Source organism: Salmonella sp. 5800, from assembly GCF_046558195.1.
Lineage (GTDB): Bacteria > Pseudomonadota > Gammaproteobacteria > Enterobacterales > Enterobacteriaceae > Salmonella > Salmonella enterica.
The window spans coordinates 485,724-502,028 of record NZ_JBGDOX010000001.1; the positions used below are offsets into that span (position 1 = coordinate 485,724).

At 49.0% G+C, this 16,305-nt stretch carries 13 protein-coding genes, 2 tRNA genes and 2 other RNA genes; 9 read left to right on the forward strand and 8 right to left on the reverse strand.

Features of this window, described 5'->3' with window-relative positions; genetic code table 11:
* Positions 1-7: 7 nt before the first annotated feature.
* The 4 genes from oppC to ACLJZ5_RS02420 all read right to left on the reverse strand — a co-directional run bounded on the left by oppC (position 8) and on the right by ACLJZ5_RS02420 (position 5,028).
* Positions 8-916 (reverse strand): oligopeptide ABC transporter permease OppC, encoded by a 909-nt coding sequence (gene oppC, locus ACLJZ5_RS02405; protein WP_000979653.1) that lies wholly within the window; start codon positions 914-916, stop codon positions 8-10.
* 14 nt (positions 917-930) lie between these two features.
* Positions 931-1,851, reverse strand: a complete 921-nt coding sequence (oppB, locus tag ACLJZ5_RS02410) for an oligopeptide ABC transporter permease OppB (RefSeq protein ID WP_000911097.1) — start codon at positions 1,849-1,851, stop codon at positions 931-933.
* A gap of 121 nt (positions 1,852-1,972) precedes the next feature.
* A complete protein-coding gene (oppA, locus tag ACLJZ5_RS02415) occupies positions 1,973-3,604 on the reverse strand; it encodes an oligopeptide ABC transporter substrate-binding protein OppA (RefSeq protein ID WP_023227267.1) in 1,632 nt (543 codons plus the stop codon).
* A gap of 776 nt (positions 3,605-4,380) precedes the next feature.
* On the reverse strand, positions 4,381-5,028 hold the full coding sequence (locus ACLJZ5_RS02420; RefSeq protein WP_000615840.1) for a YchE family NAAT transporter: 648 nt from the start codon (positions 5,026-5,028) through the stop codon (positions 4,381-4,383).
* Positions 5,029-5,504: 476 nt separating this feature from the next.
* On the opposite strand from ACLJZ5_RS02420, the gene adhE reads away from it, so the two are divergent.
* Positions 5,505-8,183: a bifunctional acetaldehyde-CoA/alcohol dehydrogenase gene (gene adhE, locus ACLJZ5_RS02425; protein WP_000301678.1), complete on the forward strand. Its 2,679-nt coding sequence runs from the start codon at positions 5,505-5,507 to the stop codon at positions 8,181-8,183.
* 195 nt (positions 8,184-8,378) lie between these two features.
* Here the strand turns inward: adhE and tdk are convergent, their stop codons facing one another.
* The gene (tdk, locus tag ACLJZ5_RS02430) at positions 8,379-8,996 is read right to left on the reverse strand and encodes a thymidine kinase (protein ID WP_000068097.1); all 618 of its coding nucleotides are present in this window, start codon (positions 8,994-8,996) and stop codon (positions 8,379-8,381) included.
* Positions 8,997-9,658: 662 nt separating this feature from the next.
* On the opposite strand from tdk, the gene hns reads away from it, so the two are divergent.
* On the forward strand, positions 9,659-10,072 hold the full coding sequence (gene hns / locus ACLJZ5_RS02435; protein WP_001287383.1) for a histone-like nucleoid-structuring protein H-NS: 414 nt from the start codon (positions 9,659-9,661) through the stop codon (positions 10,070-10,072).
* Positions 10,073-10,203: 131 nt separating this feature from the next.
* Here hns and galU read toward each other — a convergent pair whose 3' ends face one another.
* From galU to rssA, 3 genes are all read right to left on the reverse strand, one after another.
* Positions 10,204-11,112 (reverse strand): UTP--glucose-1-phosphate uridylyltransferase GalU, encoded by a 909-nt coding sequence (gene galU / locus ACLJZ5_RS02440; protein WP_024798314.1) that lies wholly within the window; start codon positions 11,110-11,112, stop codon positions 10,204-10,206.
* Between the two features lie 202 nt (positions 11,113-11,314).
* A complete protein-coding gene (rssB, locus tag ACLJZ5_RS02445; protein WP_000193432.1) occupies positions 11,315-12,328 on the reverse strand; it encodes a two-component system response regulator RssB in 1,014 nt (337 codons plus the stop codon).
* A gap of 90 nt (positions 12,329-12,418) precedes the next feature.
* Positions 12,419-13,324: a patatin-like phospholipase RssA gene (gene rssA, locus ACLJZ5_RS02450; RefSeq protein ID WP_001230575.1), complete on the reverse strand. Its 906-nt coding sequence runs from the start codon at positions 13,322-13,324 to the stop codon at positions 12,419-12,421.
* Positions 13,325-13,434: 110 nt separating this feature from the next.
* Here rssA and ACLJZ5_RS02455 point away from each other — a divergent pair, with 110 nt between their 5' ends.
* The 7 genes from ACLJZ5_RS02455 (at position 13,435) to ACLJZ5_RS02485 (ending at position 16,171) form a co-directional block, all read left to right on the forward strand.
* Positions 13,435-13,893: a YchJ family protein gene (locus ACLJZ5_RS02455; RefSeq protein WP_001540172.1), complete on the forward strand. Its 459-nt coding sequence runs from the start codon at positions 13,435-13,437 to the stop codon at positions 13,891-13,893.
* Positions 13,894-13,943: 50 nt separating this feature from the next.
* On the forward strand, positions 13,944-14,786 hold the full coding sequence (gene purU / locus ACLJZ5_RS02460; RefSeq protein ID WP_001191156.1) for a formyltetrahydrofolate deformylase: 843 nt from the start codon (positions 13,944-13,946) through the stop codon (positions 14,784-14,786).
* A gap of 158 nt (positions 14,787-14,944) precedes the next feature.
* A tRNA-Tyr gene (locus ACLJZ5_RS02465) sits at positions 14,945-15,029 on the forward strand.
* Positions 15,030-15,073: 44 nt separating this feature from the next.
* A non-coding RNA gene (locus ACLJZ5_RS02470) (RtT sRNA) lies at positions 15,074-15,205 on the forward strand.
* A 34-nt stretch (positions 15,206-15,239) separates the two neighbouring features.
* A tRNA-Tyr gene (locus ACLJZ5_RS02475) sits at positions 15,240-15,324 on the forward strand.
* A 44-nt stretch (positions 15,325-15,368) separates the two neighbouring features.
* Positions 15,369-15,500: non-coding RNA, RtT sRNA (locus tag ACLJZ5_RS02480), on the forward strand.
* Positions 15,501-15,616: 116 nt separating this feature from the next.
* Entirely contained in the window at positions 15,617-16,171 is a 555-nt protein-coding gene (locus ACLJZ5_RS02485) for an AAA family ATPase (protein ID WP_001088482.1), read from the forward strand.
* Positions 16,172-16,305: the final 134 nt, after the last annotated feature.

The window sequence follows — 16,305 nt, forward strand, 5'->3', positions numbered from 1 at the left end:
GTACTCCTTAACGATCTTTCGGGTCGAGGGCATCACGCAGGCCATCGCCAATAAAGTTAAAACAGAATAACGTCACCACGAGAAAGCCAGCCGGAAACAGCAGCAGCCACGGTGAGACTTCCATTGAATTTGCGCCATCGCTCAATAACGCTCCCCAACTGCTTAACGGTTCCTGCGTCCCAAGCCCCAGGAAACTGAGGAAAGACTCAAACAGAATCATGCTGGGCACCAGCAACGATGCATACACTACCACTACGCCCAGGACGTTAGGCACAATATGGCGGATCACAATGCTGGCGGTCGACACACCTCCCACCTGCGCGGCTTCGATGAACTCTTTACGTTTAAGACTTAGGGTTTGGCCACGCACGATACGCGCCATATCAAGCCAGGAGACCATGCCGATGGCGACGAAAATCAACAGAATGTTCTGCCCAAAAAACGTCACCAGCAAAATCACAAAGAACATAAACGGGAATGAGTTGAGGATCTCCAACAACCGCATCATCACAGAATCAATTTTGCCGCCCAGATAGCCGGACAGCGAGCCATACAGCGTTCCGACAATGACCGCCACCAGCGCGGCGGCAATCCCGACCATTAATGAGATACGCCCGCCGATGGCAACGCGCACCAACAGATCGCGCCCGGAAGAGTCAGTGCCGAAATAGTGGCCGGACGCCATATCCGGCGCGCTGGACATCATGCCCCAGTCGGTATCGAAATAGGTAAATTGCGACAGCATAGGCGCTACTGTCACGAATAGGGCTATCAGAAACAGGACAATAAGACTGGCCACCGCCGCACGGTTATGCATAAAGCGCCGACGGGCATCTTGCCAAAGGCTGCGACCTTCCACCTCCAGCTTTTCACTGAAATTTTCCAGCGTCTCGCTGTTTTTCTTACTTAACATCATCGCGAGCTCCAGTATCAATAGCGAATTTTCGGGTCGATAACGGCATAGAGCACATCGACAATGGCGTTAAACAATATGGTCAGCGCCCCGACTAAAATGGTCAAACTTAACACCAGCGAGTAATCGCGGTTGAGCGCGCCATTAACGAAAAGCTGCCCAATGCCCGGTAAGCCATAAATCGTTTCAATCACCATTGAGCCGGTAATAATGCCGACAAAGGCTGGCCCCATATAGGATAAAACCGGCAGCAGCGCAGGTTTTAACGCATGGCGGAAGATGATTCTGCGCATCGGTAATCCTTTTGCCCGCGCGGTACGAATAAAGTTCGAATGCAGAACTTCAATCATTGAGCCGCGCGTAATACGAGCGATGCTGGCAATATAGGCCAGTGAAAGCGCGACCATCGGCAGGATCATAAATTTTAACGCCCCGCCGTTCCAGCCGCCGCCAGGCAGCCATTGCAAGGTTATCGCAAAGACCATCACCAGTAACGGCGCCACCACAAAACTGGGGATAACGACGCCGGTCATGGCAAATCCCATCACCGTATAATCCCATCGCGTATTTTGCTTTAGCGCGGCAATCACGCCAGCGCTGACACCAATAATGACCGCCAGCAAAAAAGCGGCGGCGCCAAGTTTCGCCGAAACGGGGAAGCTGGCGGCAACCAGATCGTTGACCGTGTAATCTTTATATTTAAACGATGGTCCAAAATCGCCATGCGCCAGCTGCTTCAGGTAGCTGAAGTACTGCGTCATGATGGGATCGTTCAGATGATATTTTGCTTCAATATTGGCCAGCACTTCCGGCGGCAATGCGCGCTCGCCGGTAAAAGGGCTACCCGGCGCGAGGCGCATCATAAAGAAAGAGATGGTAATAAGAATAAACAGCGTCGGAATCGCTTCCAGACAGCGGCGTAAAATAAATTTCAACATTGCCCGTACCTTCTGGCCTGTGCCTTTACTTCCCGGACGTGACAAAAGATCCGCCAGGGAAAGTTATAGTGCGATGAAAAAAGACACCATGGGACAACCGCAGTTGTCCCATGTCTTGCCATTAATGTTTGATAATATATAAGTTTTTCACATAAATATTATCCAGCGGGTCTTTACCGGTATACCCGCCCACCCAAGGTTTCACCAGGCGCGCGTTAACGTAGTAATACACCGGCACAATAGCCGAGTCTTTATCTAACTGCTGCTCCGCTTTAGCGTAGAGTTCGCTGCGCTGCGTATCGTCCGCCACTTTCAGCGTGTCGGCAATCAGCTTATCAAACGCCGGGCTCTTATAATGCGCGGTGTTATTTGAACTGTCGGACAACATGGTATTCAGGAACGAGGTCGGTTCATTATAATCTGCGCACCACCCGGCTCTGGCGACATCAAAGGTGCCCTGATGACGGGTGTCCAGGAAGGTTTTCCATTCCTGATTCTCCAGATTCACATTGACGCCCAGATTTTTCTTCCAGATAGACGCCACGGCAATGGCCAGTTTTTTATGCAGATCGGAGGTGTTATACAGCAGGTCGAATGTTAAGGGCTTATCCGCCGTAAAGCCGGCTTCAGCCAACAATTTCTTCGCTTCTTCATTACGCTTTTGCTGGGACCATTTGAACCACTCAGGCTCTACCAGTTTTGCGCCATCGGTATACGGCGGCGTATAGCTATAAGCGGGTAAATCGCCCTGATTTTTAACCTTATTAACAATAATGTCGCGATCTAACGCCAGTTTCAGCGCGGTACGCACGCGGACATCGTTAAACGGCGCTTTTTGATTATTAATTTCGTAATAATAGGTACACAAATAAGGGTCTACGCGGACTTCATTCGGGATCTCTTTCTTCAGTTTCTGGAATAATTCGATTGGCATATTGTTATAAGTCATATCGATCTCGCCGCTGCGGTAGCGGTTAACATCCGTCACCTCCGAAGAGATAGGCAAATAAGTTACCTGATTGATGACGGTTTTGTCGTTATCCCAGTATTGCGGGTTACGCTCCAGCACGATACGTTCGTTCACCACCCAATTTTTTAACTTATAAGCGCCGTTAGTGACAATATTGGCTGGTTGCGTCCATTTATCGCCAAATTTTTCGACCGCTGATTTCGGTACAGGAGACACTGAAGGGTGGACCAACAATTTGTAGAAATAAGGCACCGGCTCACTTAAGGTCACTTCAAAGGTGTGATCATCAAGCGCTTTTACCCCCAGATCGGTGGCGGGTTTTTTACCGGCGATAATGTCATCGATATTAACGATATGACCGTATTGCAGATAGCTGGCGTACGGCGATGCCGTATTAGGATCGGCCAGGCGTTGCCAGCTATAAACGAAATCATGGGCGGTGACGGGCGTACCATCTGACCATTTCGCATTTTCACGTAGATGGAATGTCCAGACTTTAAAATCTTTATTTTCCCATTTTTCCGCGACGCCCGGTGAAGGATGCCCCTCGACATCACTAATTAATAAGCCTTCGAAGAGGTCACGACTGACGTTCGATTCCGGCACGCCTTCAATTTTATGCGGGTCGAGAGACTGCACTTCTGATCCATTATTACGTACCAACGTTTGCTTGTCGGCTAACTGAACGCCGGCGGGCACGTCTGCCGCAGTCGCGGCGCTGGCGGCGATGAGCGCAGTGAGTATTCCCGCTGCAATCAAACTTTTTTTCGTGATGTTAGACATTGTGTTTGTACTCCACTCATTATAATTACTGGTTTTTACCAGCCTGTTTAATCCCGTCAGGGTTCCTGTACAGCACTGGTGGTGTACTGCCAGGTCTGTCACTGCTTTTGCTATCACCGACTTTATTTATTCTGACGATTCGTTCGATCGCCTTTCGTCGATTCGGTATACGACGTACCTGCCCACGTCGCACGTTATTTCTGACAACCATGTAAATGAAAATAGTTATCAACAATGTGAAATCTTCTGCAAAATGTTTGGCCGAAAAGTATCAAATGCGTTTCTGAACCGCCAATTCATTTTACAATTTTGTTAACCAATTCTCTTTTATGGAAAATTTCCTGCTCAGAAAAACAGTTAAAGAATGTTAAAAAGCTTTAATTTATTCTTTATAATCAATAAGTTGAAAGAAAATCATCTCGCTGTCACAGCGTAGGATATACCTGCGCCAGAAAACACACACAAATTTAACAAATGCTCATTATTTAGCACATTCATCTACGATGGAGCTGAAACAACTAATAACATTTCAATAATCCTTCATCAAGCCCCAGAGTATGGTGTGAATAAAATAACAGACCTACCGCTTCTCACGGACTCAGTAATGTTGATAATAGTTTGATTAATAAAAATAAATAGCGTTAGATTATATTAGTATTTTTTATCATTTAAACGCTGAATGCTTATCAAAGTAAGAAGTGTTACGTGGGAATGTCACTGGGAATGTCACAAGGCGGCCCCCTTAGGGCGCCGCCTGTAAATCAACAGGTGGGAGTTTAGTTGAGCAAGCCGGGGAAAATGCCTTTTATTCCTGTGACAATAAATTCGATGCCGAGCGCCATTAACAACAACCCCATGATTCGGGTAATAACGTTGATACCGGTTTGCCCCAGCAAACGAACCAGCCACGGCGCCATACGGAACACGCCCCAGCAGCAAAGCGCAAAAAGCGCAATGGCAACTGAAAAACCAAGCAAATGCGCGATGCTGTGATAACGCGTCCCCCAGACGATAGTGGAGCTAATCGCCCCTGGCCCCGCCATTAACGGCAGCGCTAACGGCACAACGCCAATGCTCTCGCGTATGGCCGTCTCTGACTTTTCTTGCTTGTTTTGTTTATCTTCCCCCAGCTTCCCGCTGATCATCGACATTGCAATGGTGACAACCAGGATACCGCCCGCAATTCTGAACGAATCAATAGAAATACCAAACAGCTGCAGGATGCCATCGCCGAGGAATAAGGAACTCCACAAGATAATCGCGACCGACAGATTCGCGGTGAGGTTAGTTTTATTACGCGCCGTGGCCGTCTGGTAGCTGGTCATGCTGATGAAAACGGGGATAATCCCCACCGGGTTAACCAGCGCAAAGAGCCCGATAAAGAACTTAAAGTAAACAGGAAAATCAAAAAGCGGTTGAATCACGGTTAGCTCCGAAGCGTTAGCCGGATGAAGTCAATGTTCGTTAATGATCAAAACGCGCAGAAGATACGCCTTTTATTCGCATAGTTCACCTCTTATCTACACCTAATTTCATCCATTCATCGCTGTTATTTATATGTACTCGTTATGCTAATCCACTCACTCTTCATGACAACGATTTCTTAACAATTTACATAAAAGGCTAAAATGGCCTGCTGAAAGGTGTCAGCTTTGCGTAATCTTGATTTAGATCACACAATCGCTACTCAGAAGTGAGTAATCTTGCTTACGCCACCTGGACGTAACGCGTTAGAGTTAAATGATACTAACGCAGAAGCTCTTTTAGTAAATCAGAGCGAAACGGACGTTAAGTAACCACCTGAATTTCAGGCATTTATACAAAGTATCGTCGATCTGTCTATACTCACGTATCGCGCAGATGATTTACTAAAAAAGTTTAACATTATCAGGAGAGCATTATGGCTGTTACTAATGTCGCTGAACTTAACGCACTCGTAGAGCGTGTAAAAAAAGCCCAGCGTGAATATGCCAGTTTCACTCAAGAACAGGTCGACAAAATCTTCCGCGCCGCCGCTCTGGCAGCCGCTGACGCCCGCATTCCGCTGGCCAAAATGGCCGTCGCCGAATCCGGTATGGGTATCGTGGAAGACAAAGTGATTAAAAACCACTTCGCTTCTGAATATATTTACAACGCCTATAAAGATGAAAAAACCTGCGGTGTGCTGTCTGAAGACGACACCTTCGGGACCATCACCATTGCTGAACCTATCGGCATTATTTGCGGTATCGTTCCAACCACTAACCCAACCTCTACCGCGATCTTCAAATCGCTGATTAGCCTGAAGACCCGTAACGCCATCATCTTTTCTCCGCATCCGCGCGCTAAAGAAGCAACCAACAAAGCGGCAGACATCGTTCTGCAAGCGGCTATCGCTGCCGGCGCGCCGAAAGATCTGATTGGCTGGATCGATCAACCTTCCGTAGAACTGTCTAACGCGTTGATGCACCACCCGGATATTAACCTGATCCTCGCCACTGGCGGTCCAGGCATGGTTAAAGCTGCATACAGCTCCGGTAAACCGGCTATCGGCGTAGGCGCAGGTAACACTCCGGTTGTCATTGATGAAACCGCTGATATCAAACGCGCTGTGGCGTCTGTTCTGATGTCTAAAACCTTCGATAACGGCGTAATCTGTGCTTCTGAACAGTCTGTTGTCGTTGTTGATTCCGTCTATGATGCCGTTCGCGAACGTTTCGCCAGCCACGGCGGCTACATGCTGCAGGGCCAGGAACTGAAAGCGGTTCAAAACGTTATCCTGAAAAATGGCGCTCTGAACGCCGCTATCGTTGGTCAGCCAGCCTACAAAATCGCTGAACTGGCAGGCTTCTCCGTACCAGAAACCACCAAGATTCTGATCGGTGAAGTTACGGTCGTTGATGAAAGCGAACCGTTCGCACACGAAAAACTGTCTCCGACTCTGGCGATGTATCGTGCGAAAGATTTCGAAGAAGCGGTAGAAAAAGCAGAAAAACTGGTCGCTATGGGCGGTATCGGTCACACCTCCTGCCTGTACACTGACCAGGATAACCAGCCAGAACGCGTTGCTTACTTCGGTCAGATGATGAAAACCGCGCGTATCCTGATCAACACCCCGGCCTCTCAGGGTGGTATCGGTGATCTGTACAACTTCAAACTCGCACCTTCCCTGACGTTGGGTTGTGGTTCCTGGGGTGGTAACTCCATCTCTGAAAACGTTGGTCCGAAACACCTGATCAACAAGAAAACCGTTGCTAAGCGAGCTGAAAACATGTTGTGGCACAAACTTCCGAAATCTATCTACTTCCGCCGTGGCTCTCTGCCCATCGCGCTGGATGAAGTGATTACTGATGGCCACAAACGTGCGCTCATCGTGACTGACCGCTTCCTGTTCAACAACGGCTACGCAGACCAGATCACCTCTGTGCTGAAAGCGGCTGGCGTTGAAACCGAAGTCTTCTTCGAAGTTGAAGCCGACCCGACGCTTTCCGTTGTTCGCAAAGGCGCTGAGCTGGCGAACTCCTTCAAACCGGACGTAATCATCGCGCTGGGCGGTGGTTCCCCGATGGACGCCGCGAAAATCATGTGGGTCATGTACGAACACCCGGAAACTCACTTCGAAGAACTGGCGCTGCGCTTTATGGACATCCGTAAACGTATCTACAAGTTCCCGAAAATGGGCGTGAAAGCGAAAATGATCGCCGTCACCACCACTTCCGGTACCGGTTCTGAAGTCACACCGTTTGCGGTTGTGACCGACGATGCAACCGGTCAGAAATATCCGCTGGCTGACTACGCCCTGACCCCGGATATGGCGATTGTCGACGCCAACCTGGTGATGGATATGCCGAAGTCCCTGTGTGCGTTCGGTGGTCTGGATGCGGTAACTCACGCCCTGGAAGCTTACGTTTCCGTACTGGCTTCTGAGTTCTCTGACGGTCAGGCTCTGCAGGCTCTGAAACTGCTGAAAGAAAACCTGCCGGCGTCTTACCACGAAGGGTCTAAAAACCCGGTTGCGCGTGAACGTGTTCACAGTGCAGCGACTATCGCCGGTATCGCGTTTGCCAACGCCTTCCTCGGTGTATGTCACTCCATGGCGCACAAACTGGGCTCTCAGTTCCACATTCCGCACGGTCTGGCGAACGCCCTGCTGATTTGTAACGTTATCCGCTACAACGCGAATGACAACCCGACCAAGCAGACCGCTTTCAGCCAGTACGATCGTCCGCAGGCACGCCGTCGTTACGCTGAAATTGCTGACCACCTGGGCCTGAGCGCGCCGGGCGACCGTACCGCCGCTAAGATTGAAAAACTGCTGGCATGGCTGGAAAGCATTAAAGCTGAGCTGGGCATTCCTAAGTCTATCCGTGAAGCAGGCGTGCAGGAAGCTGACTTCCTGGCACACGTTGACAAACTGTCTGAAGATGCCTTCGATGACCAGTGCACCGGCGCTAACCCGCGTTATCCGCTGATCTCCGAACTGAAACAGATTCTGCTGGATACCTACTACGGTCGTGATTTCACCGAAGGTGAAGTTGCAGCGAAGAAAGACGTCGTTGCCGCACCGAAAGCAGAGAAAAAAGCGAAAAAATCCGCTTAATTCGTTATCTGCTTTAGCATGACAATAACGGCCTCAATTGAGGCCGTTTTTTTGTTTTACCTGTTTATCTGATGCCTGAAGGCGCTATGCTGATCATCTGGCCTACGTGCTCACGGCACGCCCTTCGTCAGGAGGCCTGAATAATGACCTCCAAAGCGCTACAGGGCGTTTTATAAGCCGATCGTTACCTCGGTATCATATGTGCCGATGACGCTCCTGAATCGCCGTCAGTGAGCCCTCCTCCAACGCGTCCTTATAATGCTTACGGCAAACTGAAACGTAGCGTTCATTCCCGCCAATAACCACCTGTTCGCCTTCGTTATAAGGCCTGCCGTCCTGATCAAGGCGCAGCACCATACTGGCTTTACGACCGCAGAAACAGATAGTTTTTAATTCCACCAGCTTATCTGACCATGCCAGCAAGTATTGGCTGCCGACAAAGAGCTCCCCACGAAAGTCTGTTCGTAGCCCATAGCAGAGTACTGGAATATCTAATTTGTCGACAACTTCGGATAATTGATAAACCTGCTGGCGAGTCAAAAACTGGCTTTCGTCGACTAACACGCAATGTATTGTCTGCCGCGCGCTCTCGGCACGAATCTCTTCAAACAAGGATGTATTTTGGTTAAACAATTTTGCCGGCGACGACAAACCGATACGAGAGCTGACTTTGCCTGCGCCGAAACGATCGTCGATTTCCGCCGTATATACGACGGTACGCATCCCGCGTTCCTGATAATTGTATGAAGATTGCAGCAGTGCAGTCGACTTACCCGCATTCATTGCCGAATAGTAGAAATATAGCTGTGCCATTGGTCGCAGGACCTCACCTGAGTGAAATAAAGATTGGCGGGATTGTACCATAATTTACCGACGCGACGGCGCGGCTCGCGCTCCGGTGAGTATTAAGAATTGTACAAACATCGCTCACTATACCCAAAATAATTCGAGTTGCTTAAAGGCGGCAAGGGAGTGAGTGCCCAGGAGCATAGATATCTATGTGGCTGGGGTGAGCGAGCGTAGCCAACACATAAGCAACTTGAAGTATGAAGGGTATATACACATTCCTTCACAAATTATGCCGTTAAAATTCATCAACAATGCTTATCATCACCCGCCAATATGAAAACCTTGTACTTATTGTTACCGTTACTCATACCCGGTGCAAAGTAATAGGGTTTTCTTGTAAGGAAAGCTAATACAAGAGATTGATATCTCTGCAATGAGATCGTATTTCATCATGATAAAATGTGACCTGACTCCTAAATTTTTAGCGACAGACGATGAGTATCCCCCCTGCCAATAAGCTCTTTTTTGTGCGTCGCCTCAAGGAAAATTTAAGTTGAGATAATTAAAACGTGTGCTTAATAAAGCGTAATTTTGAATTCCTTACATTCCTGGCTATTGCACAACTGAATTTATCGCTCTATTATTAGCTCAACAAACCACCCCAATATAAGTTTGAGATTACTACAATGAGCGAAGCACTTAAAATTCTGAACAACATCCGTACTCTTCGTGCGCAGGCAAGAGAATGTACTCTGGAAACGCTTGAAGAAATGCTGGAAAAATTAGAAGTTGTCGTTAATGAGCGTCGTGAAGAAGAAAGCGCTGCTGCTGCTGAAGTGGAAGAACGCACTCGTAAACTGCAACAGTATCGTGAAATGTTAATTGCCGACGGCATTGACCCGAATGAACTGCTGAATAGCATGGCTGCCGCTAAATCCGGCACCAAAGCTAAACGCGCAGCTCGTCCGGCTAAATATAGCTATGTTGACGAAAACGGTGAAACTAAAACCTGGACTGGCCAGGGTCGTACACCGGCTGTAATCAAAAAAGCAATGGAAGAACAAGGTAAGCAACTGGAAGATTTCCTGATCAAGGAATAATTTACTTCCTGGATGCTTAAAATCCCGCCGCTGGCGGGATTTTTTTTGCCTGAGTTCTCCGCTGACAACCCCAGGCATAAAAAAAGCGCCGGATTTACCAGCGCTTCTGTTAAAGAATTTATAACGTATCGTTACTTCTTAATACCCATTTCTTCTTCAAGCCAGGCTTTAAATTCAGCACCCAGCGAATTATGACGGATGCCATATTCAACGAATGCCTGCATATATCCTAACTTATTACCACAGTCATGGCTTTTACCCTTCATGTGGTAGGCTTCAACCGTTTCTTTTTCGATCAGCATATCGATAGCATCGGTCAACTGAATTTCATCCCCGGCGCCCGGAGGGGTTTTCGCCAGCAACGCCCAGATATCCGCGCTCAACACATAACGCCCGACAATCGCAAGGTTAGACGGCGCGACATCCGCTTTTGGTTTTTCAACCACGCCAACCATCGGCACACTTTCGCCCGGTGTCAGCTCAACGCCTTTGCAATCTACCACGCCGTATGCAGTCACATCTTCTACCGGCTCAACCATAATCTGGCTATTGCCGGTTTCGTCGAAACGGCGGATCATTTCAGCCAGGTTATCCTGAGACAGGTCGGACTCATATTCGTCAAGAATAACGTCTGGCAGAATAACAGCGACAGGTTCGTTTCCGACAACGGGATGCGCGCACAATACGGCATGGCCCAGGCCTTTTGCCAGCCCTTGACGTACCTGCATAATAGTGACATGCGGAGGGCAAATAGACTGAACCTCTTCCAGAAGCTGACGCTTAACGCGTTTTTCCAGCATCGCTTCCAGCTCAAAACTGGTATCAAAGTGGTTTTCAATAGAGTTTTTAGACGAGTGCGTCACAAGCACGATTTCAGTAATGCCAGCAGCGATACATTCGTTCACGACGTACTGAATTAATGGCTTATCAACCAGCGGCAGCATCTCTTTCGGGATAGCTTTGGTCGCTGGCAACATCCTGGTTCCCAATCCCGCGACCGGGATAACGGCTTTTTTGACTTTCGAATTAAGGGCAGCCATTTAAAATTCTCCTGGACTGTTCATGTATTGAACGTGTTCATTAATCTGTATCGTGTTCCAGTATATCAGTACCAGAACAAGCCTCAGGTCCAAAAAGGACTTATATTGGTATAATTAAGACAAATACTTATAAATCTGCCGCAGATAGTAACACTCGTCGGGAAAGGCCGGTAAAGCAATTTCCGCTCACTCTTCCGTTTGGTCATTCCGCAGACAACATCAATCGCAGACGCCCTCCTGCGCCCCATATTTGACACTGCCATGAGTCGCAACGCTGGCTTAATTGGTTAAGGTAGGCGTTACCCAATGTTCCTAGCGGCACGCCGCTGCTAATTTGAACCTGATGAGCGCCCGTATTTAAGGTGGCGTTCAATCCGGCGGAGACGAGAATCAAATTTTTGAGCTCACTGTGATAGTAGCCGACAAATAGTGGGAATTGCCCAGGTAAATTGGCTTGTCTGAGCAGATGATTTACCTGTTTTAATAGCGCGCCTAACTCCGGTAAACGGTGCTTTTGTTGGCCTAGCTGATCCTGCAATAAGCCGTTAAATAGCGCCCGTAGCAACAATGCGGCTAACACGCCGTTATCGCCCGCCCGGGTGACATCCAGGCAATAAAATGCCAGTTCGTTATCAGATAGCGGCGCAATATCCAGCACCAGTCCAGGCTGATCGGCGGAGACGAGCTGCCGGTAATTAATGCGGCAATGGGAAATCACCTGCTGTACCGGGGGCTGCAATTCCTGCAACAATTGCGCTGCGGCGGTCGGATTACTCACCATTGCATCCCAGTCACGAAACAGGCGTTCTTCTTCTTCAACCCGCGAGTTAAACATATTAGGGTATAAGCAAGCGAATACGGTTTCCCGCAAGCGGTTGAGATCTTTTACCGGCTTCAGCAAGACATCTTCAACCCCAAGGCGTAACGCTTTGGCGATATCCGCCATATTTTCTGTTGCGGAAATAACCAGAATAGGCGTCTGGTCTCCGCGATTACGTAAGTTTTCTACCAGTTTGAGACCGTTCATTCTCGGCATAGCGATATCACATATCATGAGATCAGGGGTAAAACGCCCCATCAACTCCAGGGCATCCACCCCGTCGCCTGCCAATGCCGTTGTCGCTCCCAAAGAGGAAAACCACGAATCCAGAAGCGAGCGAAATACAGGCTCGTCTTCAACAATAAGAATCTGTTTTCCGACCAATGGCTGCGTCATGTTCTCTCCCCTGACTGGCTTTAATCAATAGTGGCATGGTATTGCCGCTTGCGCCTGTCAGAATTTGCTTAAGTGATCGTAAAAGGTACATTAAACGTCGGTACGCACCAAGGGTATAAGTTCGTCCATCTTTTTCTCTACGGCTAACTGACCCGCCGCAATAGCGGCATGGGCGCGATGAAAATCCAGCGTAGAGATTTGCGGACAGAATGGTTGAATGAGAATATCAGGCGGATCGCCAGCCATACGGTTACGTTTAAGACGATTTTCCAACACCTGAATGGAGGTTGTCATGATTTCCATTGCCCCAGGCGAACTCACGCCACGGCGTGAAGTCAGGCTACTGAAACGTTCTTTTAAACGCTTATGCCAGGGCAGCGCATCATCGCTCTCTTCATTGATATTCCCGACATTTACAGAGAGCAAATCTTGCTGCATGAGGTGGGCATCATGTTGCAGGTCTACCGCAATAACGATATCAGCCCCCAGCGCCCTGGTTAACGAAACAGGTACCGGATTAACGACTGCGCCATCTACCAGCCAGTAACCGTTATGCTCAACCGGAGACATCAGCCCTGGCATACTGCACGACGCGCGTACAGCAAGGTGTAGATCGCCTTCAGTAAACCATAGCTCTCGTCCCGTGCTAAGATTCGTCGCGACCGCGCCAAAACGTCTTGAACAGTGGTCAAAATCCGTGACGGGCATAATATCCCGATAGTGATTAAATACGCGTTCGCCGCGAAGCAACCCTCCTCTGCCCCAGGATACATCCATCAGGCGTAAAACATCCCAGTAGCGGAATGAACATACCCACTGTTCAAGCGCCGATAATTTATTACAGGCATACGCGGCGCCGACCAGTGAACCTATTGAGCATCCTGCAACGATATCAATATCAATGCCTGTTTGCTTGAGGGCTTTGATGACCCCAATATGAGACCATCCTCTCGCTGCGCCAGATCCCAGCGCCAGCCCTATTTTCATTTTTCTCATCGTACTTAACGACTTCCCCTGGCTTCAAGACGTAGCAACATCGCCACTGCTCAGTTAACATAATGCCACCCTGGCGTTCAACGCCGTTTTTTATATTCAGGGAGATTATTGTGTCTCAGCCTTGTCCCTGTGGTAGCGCTGACGAGTATAGCCTATGTTGTGGTCGTATTGTGTCCGGAGAACGAGTAGCACCCGATCCGTCACATCTCATGCGCTCTCGTTACTGCGCTTTTGTGATGAAAGACGCAGATTACTTAATTAAGAGCTGGCATCCAACCTGCAATGCGGCCGCGTTTCGTGATGATATCATCGCCGGATTTGCCAATACCAGGTGGCTCGGCCTGACTATTTTTGAACATACCTGGTCAGAAGCAGAAAATACAGGGTATGTTAGTTTTATCGCGCGTTTTTCCGAACAAGGGAAAACCGGGGCGATTATCGAACGCTCTCGTTTTATCAAAGAAAACGGTCAGTGGTATTATATTGACGGTACCCGCCCGCAGTTGGGTCGAAATGATCCCTGCCCGTGCGGTTCAGGCAAAAAATTTAAAAAGTGCTGCGGCCAGTGACGCCTGACAGTATCGATACAGCAAACACTCTCAACAGGATTTTTCCGGCAATGCAATCACTACAACGTAAAGTTCTGCGTACTATTTGTCCCGATCAAAAAGGCCTTATCGCGCGGATTACCAACATTTGCTATAAGCACGAGCTTAATATTGTGCAAAACAATGAATTTGTGGACCATCGCACCGGACGCTTTTTTATGCGGACCGAGCTGGAAGGCATCTTCAATGATTCCACTCTTCTGGCCGATCTGGACAGCGCCTTACCGGAAGGCTCTGTTCGTGAACTCAATCCCGCCGGACGCCGTCGGGTAGTGATTCTGGTTACCAAAGAGGCGCATTGTCTGGGCGACCTGCTGATGAAAGCCAACTATGGCGGGCTGGATGTTGAAATCGCTGCGGTCATTGGCAACCATGAAACGTTACGCTCGCTGGTTGAACGTTTTGAGATCCCTTTTGAACTGGTCAGCCATGAGGGATTAACGCGTGAAGAGCATGACACGAAGATGGCGGACGCCATTGATGCCCATCAACCGGACTATGTGGTGCTGGCCAAGTATATGCGTGTTTTAACGCCAGGTTTTGTGGCGCGCTTCCCGAACAAAATTATCAATATCCACCACTCATTCCTGCCGGCGTTTATCGGCGCGCGCCCTTATCATCAGGCCTATGAGCGCGGCGTGAAAATCATCGGCGCTACCGCGCACTATGTGAATGATAATCTGGATGAAGGCCCAATCATTATGCAGGACGTGATTCACGTCGATCACACCTACACCGCAGAAGATATGATGCGTGCCGGGCGCGACGTTGAGAAAAACGTATTAAGCCGCGCGCTGTATCAGGTTCTGGCACAGCGAGTCTTTGTTTACGGCAATCGGACGATTATTCTTTAATCGTCAGTAATATGAATTGATTAGCTTTAATCCGTTACGGATGAAAAGTACGCAAACAGTTCATTTCAGGCAAAGGAATGCTTTACAGCGGCGTGTCATTTGATATGATGCGCCCCGCTTCCCGAAAGGAAGCAGGCCAGTATTAAGCATTACCCCGTGGTGGGGTTCCCGAGCGGCCAAAGGGAGCAGACTGTAAATCTGCCGTCATCGACTTCGAAGGTTCGAATCCTTCCCCCACCACCATTATTCACTACAGCGATGTAGTTAACTCGATGAGCAATGCAGAAGTTTGCACTTGTCGGGGAAGGGTGAGAACCTTCGATTAAGGTTCGACTCGAGCGAAAGCGAGAGAACGTTGCCAACGGCAACGGCCCGTAGGGTGAGGAGCGAAGCGACGAATAATCCTTCCCCCACCACCATCTTCAAGCTTTACCTACAATTTGAATTACCCCTGGTGGGGTTCCCGAGCGGCCAAAGGGAGCAGACTGTAAATCTGCCGTCATCGACTTCGAAGGTTCGAATCCTTCCCCCACCACCATCACTCTCGTCGCGTATCTTATCCCCGTTAAGCACAGTGCCTCATATCTCTCCGTACGGGGAAGGATGAGAAGCTTCGACTAAGGTTCGATTCGAGCGAAAGCGAGAAAGCGTTGCCAACGGCAACGACCCGAAGGGCGAAGCGCGCAGCGCTGAGTAATCCTTCCCCCGTCATCCGCTGCTGAACACATCTATTCCAAATCACGTCATTCACATCCGAAAACCGCTGCCTTCAGATCTTTTTCAACACCTACCCCCAATTTCCTCACTACAAATGCATAAAGGCTATTGCTATGAATTCACGCATTATCATTACTGGCGGGCCCAGCGCGGGTAAAACTACGCTGATTACGGCTCTGGAAAAAAGTGGTTTCCACTGTCAGCCCGAATCCGGGCGTGCTGTTATCAAACAACAAATGGACATAAACGGCGATGCGCTGCCGTGGCGTTCTCCGGCGCGATTTGCAGAAGCCATGCAGGCAATGGATATTAATGCCTGGTATCAGGCCGAACAGTCCGATCGTCCCCTCTTCTACGACCGTGCGCTGCCGGATATTGCAGGCTATCTCACGCTGGTGGGCGAACCAATACCCAACCGGTTACATCGTGCTATTAACCAATTTCGCTATGCCACTGACGTTATTATTCTCCCGCCATGGAAAGCGATATATAAGCAGGATAACGAACGAACACAATCGTGGGAGGAAGCGGTACGGACATATGAGGCAATGAGAGAAATATATCCACGTTATGGTTATCGGCTCCACTTGTTGATGCCTGCATCAATTCAGGAGCGCGTAAATCGGCTTCTGGGGCTTATTAATGTCATATTACCCAGCCGAAAATAAGGCACCGAGCGGTTCAACGTGTGCTTATCCCCGCTCACGCAGGGAAAAATGGGCAAGAAGTGCGAAAAAACGGGCAGGAAGTCAGCCTCCATGCCCGTGCTATTTTTTTCTGCTATATTGCTGAATACATCTCA

What these genes read in the sequence shown, in the direction of transcription:
- oppC (WP_000979653.1), bottom strand. Translation starts at nt 916, where the DNA reads ATGATGTTAAGTAAGAAAAACAGCGAGACGCTGGAAAATTTCAGTGAA.
- oppB (WP_000911097.1), bottom strand. Translation starts at nt 1,851, where the DNA reads ATGTTGAAATTTATTTTACGCCGCTGTCTGGAAGCGATTCCGACGCTG.
- oppA (WP_023227267.1), bottom strand. Translation starts at nt 3,604, where the DNA reads ATGTCTAACATCACGAAAAAAAGTTTGATTGCAGCGGGAATACTCACT.
- adhE (WP_000301678.1), top strand. Translation starts at nt 5,505, where the DNA reads ATGGCTGTTACTAATGTCGCTGAACTTAACGCACTCGTAGAGCGTGTA.
- tdk (WP_000068097.1), bottom strand. Translation starts at nt 8,996, where the DNA reads ATGGCACAGCTATATTTCTACTATTCGGCAATGAATGCGGGTAAGTCG.
- hns (WP_001287383.1), top strand. Translation starts at nt 9,659, where the DNA reads ATGAGCGAAGCACTTAAAATTCTGAACAACATCCGTACTCTTCGTGCG.
- galU (WP_024798314.1), bottom strand. Translation starts at nt 11,112, where the DNA reads ATGGCTGCCCTTAATTCGAAAGTCAAAAAAGCCGTTATCCCGGTCGCG.
- rssB (WP_000193432.1), bottom strand. Translation starts at nt 12,328, where the DNA reads ATGACGCAGCCATTGGTCGGAAAACAGATTCTTATTGTTGAAGACGAG.
- rssA (WP_001230575.1), bottom strand. Translation starts at nt 13,324, where the DNA reads ATGAGAAAAATGAAAATAGGGCTGGCGCTGGGATCTGGCGCAGCGAGA.
- purU (WP_001191156.1), top strand. Translation starts at nt 13,944, where the DNA reads ATGCAATCACTACAACGTAAAGTTCTGCGTACTATTTGTCCCGATCAA.
- ACLJZ5_RS02485 (WP_001088482.1), top strand. Translation starts at nt 15,617, where the DNA reads ATGAATTCACGCATTATCATTACTGGCGGGCCCAGCGCGGGTAAAACT.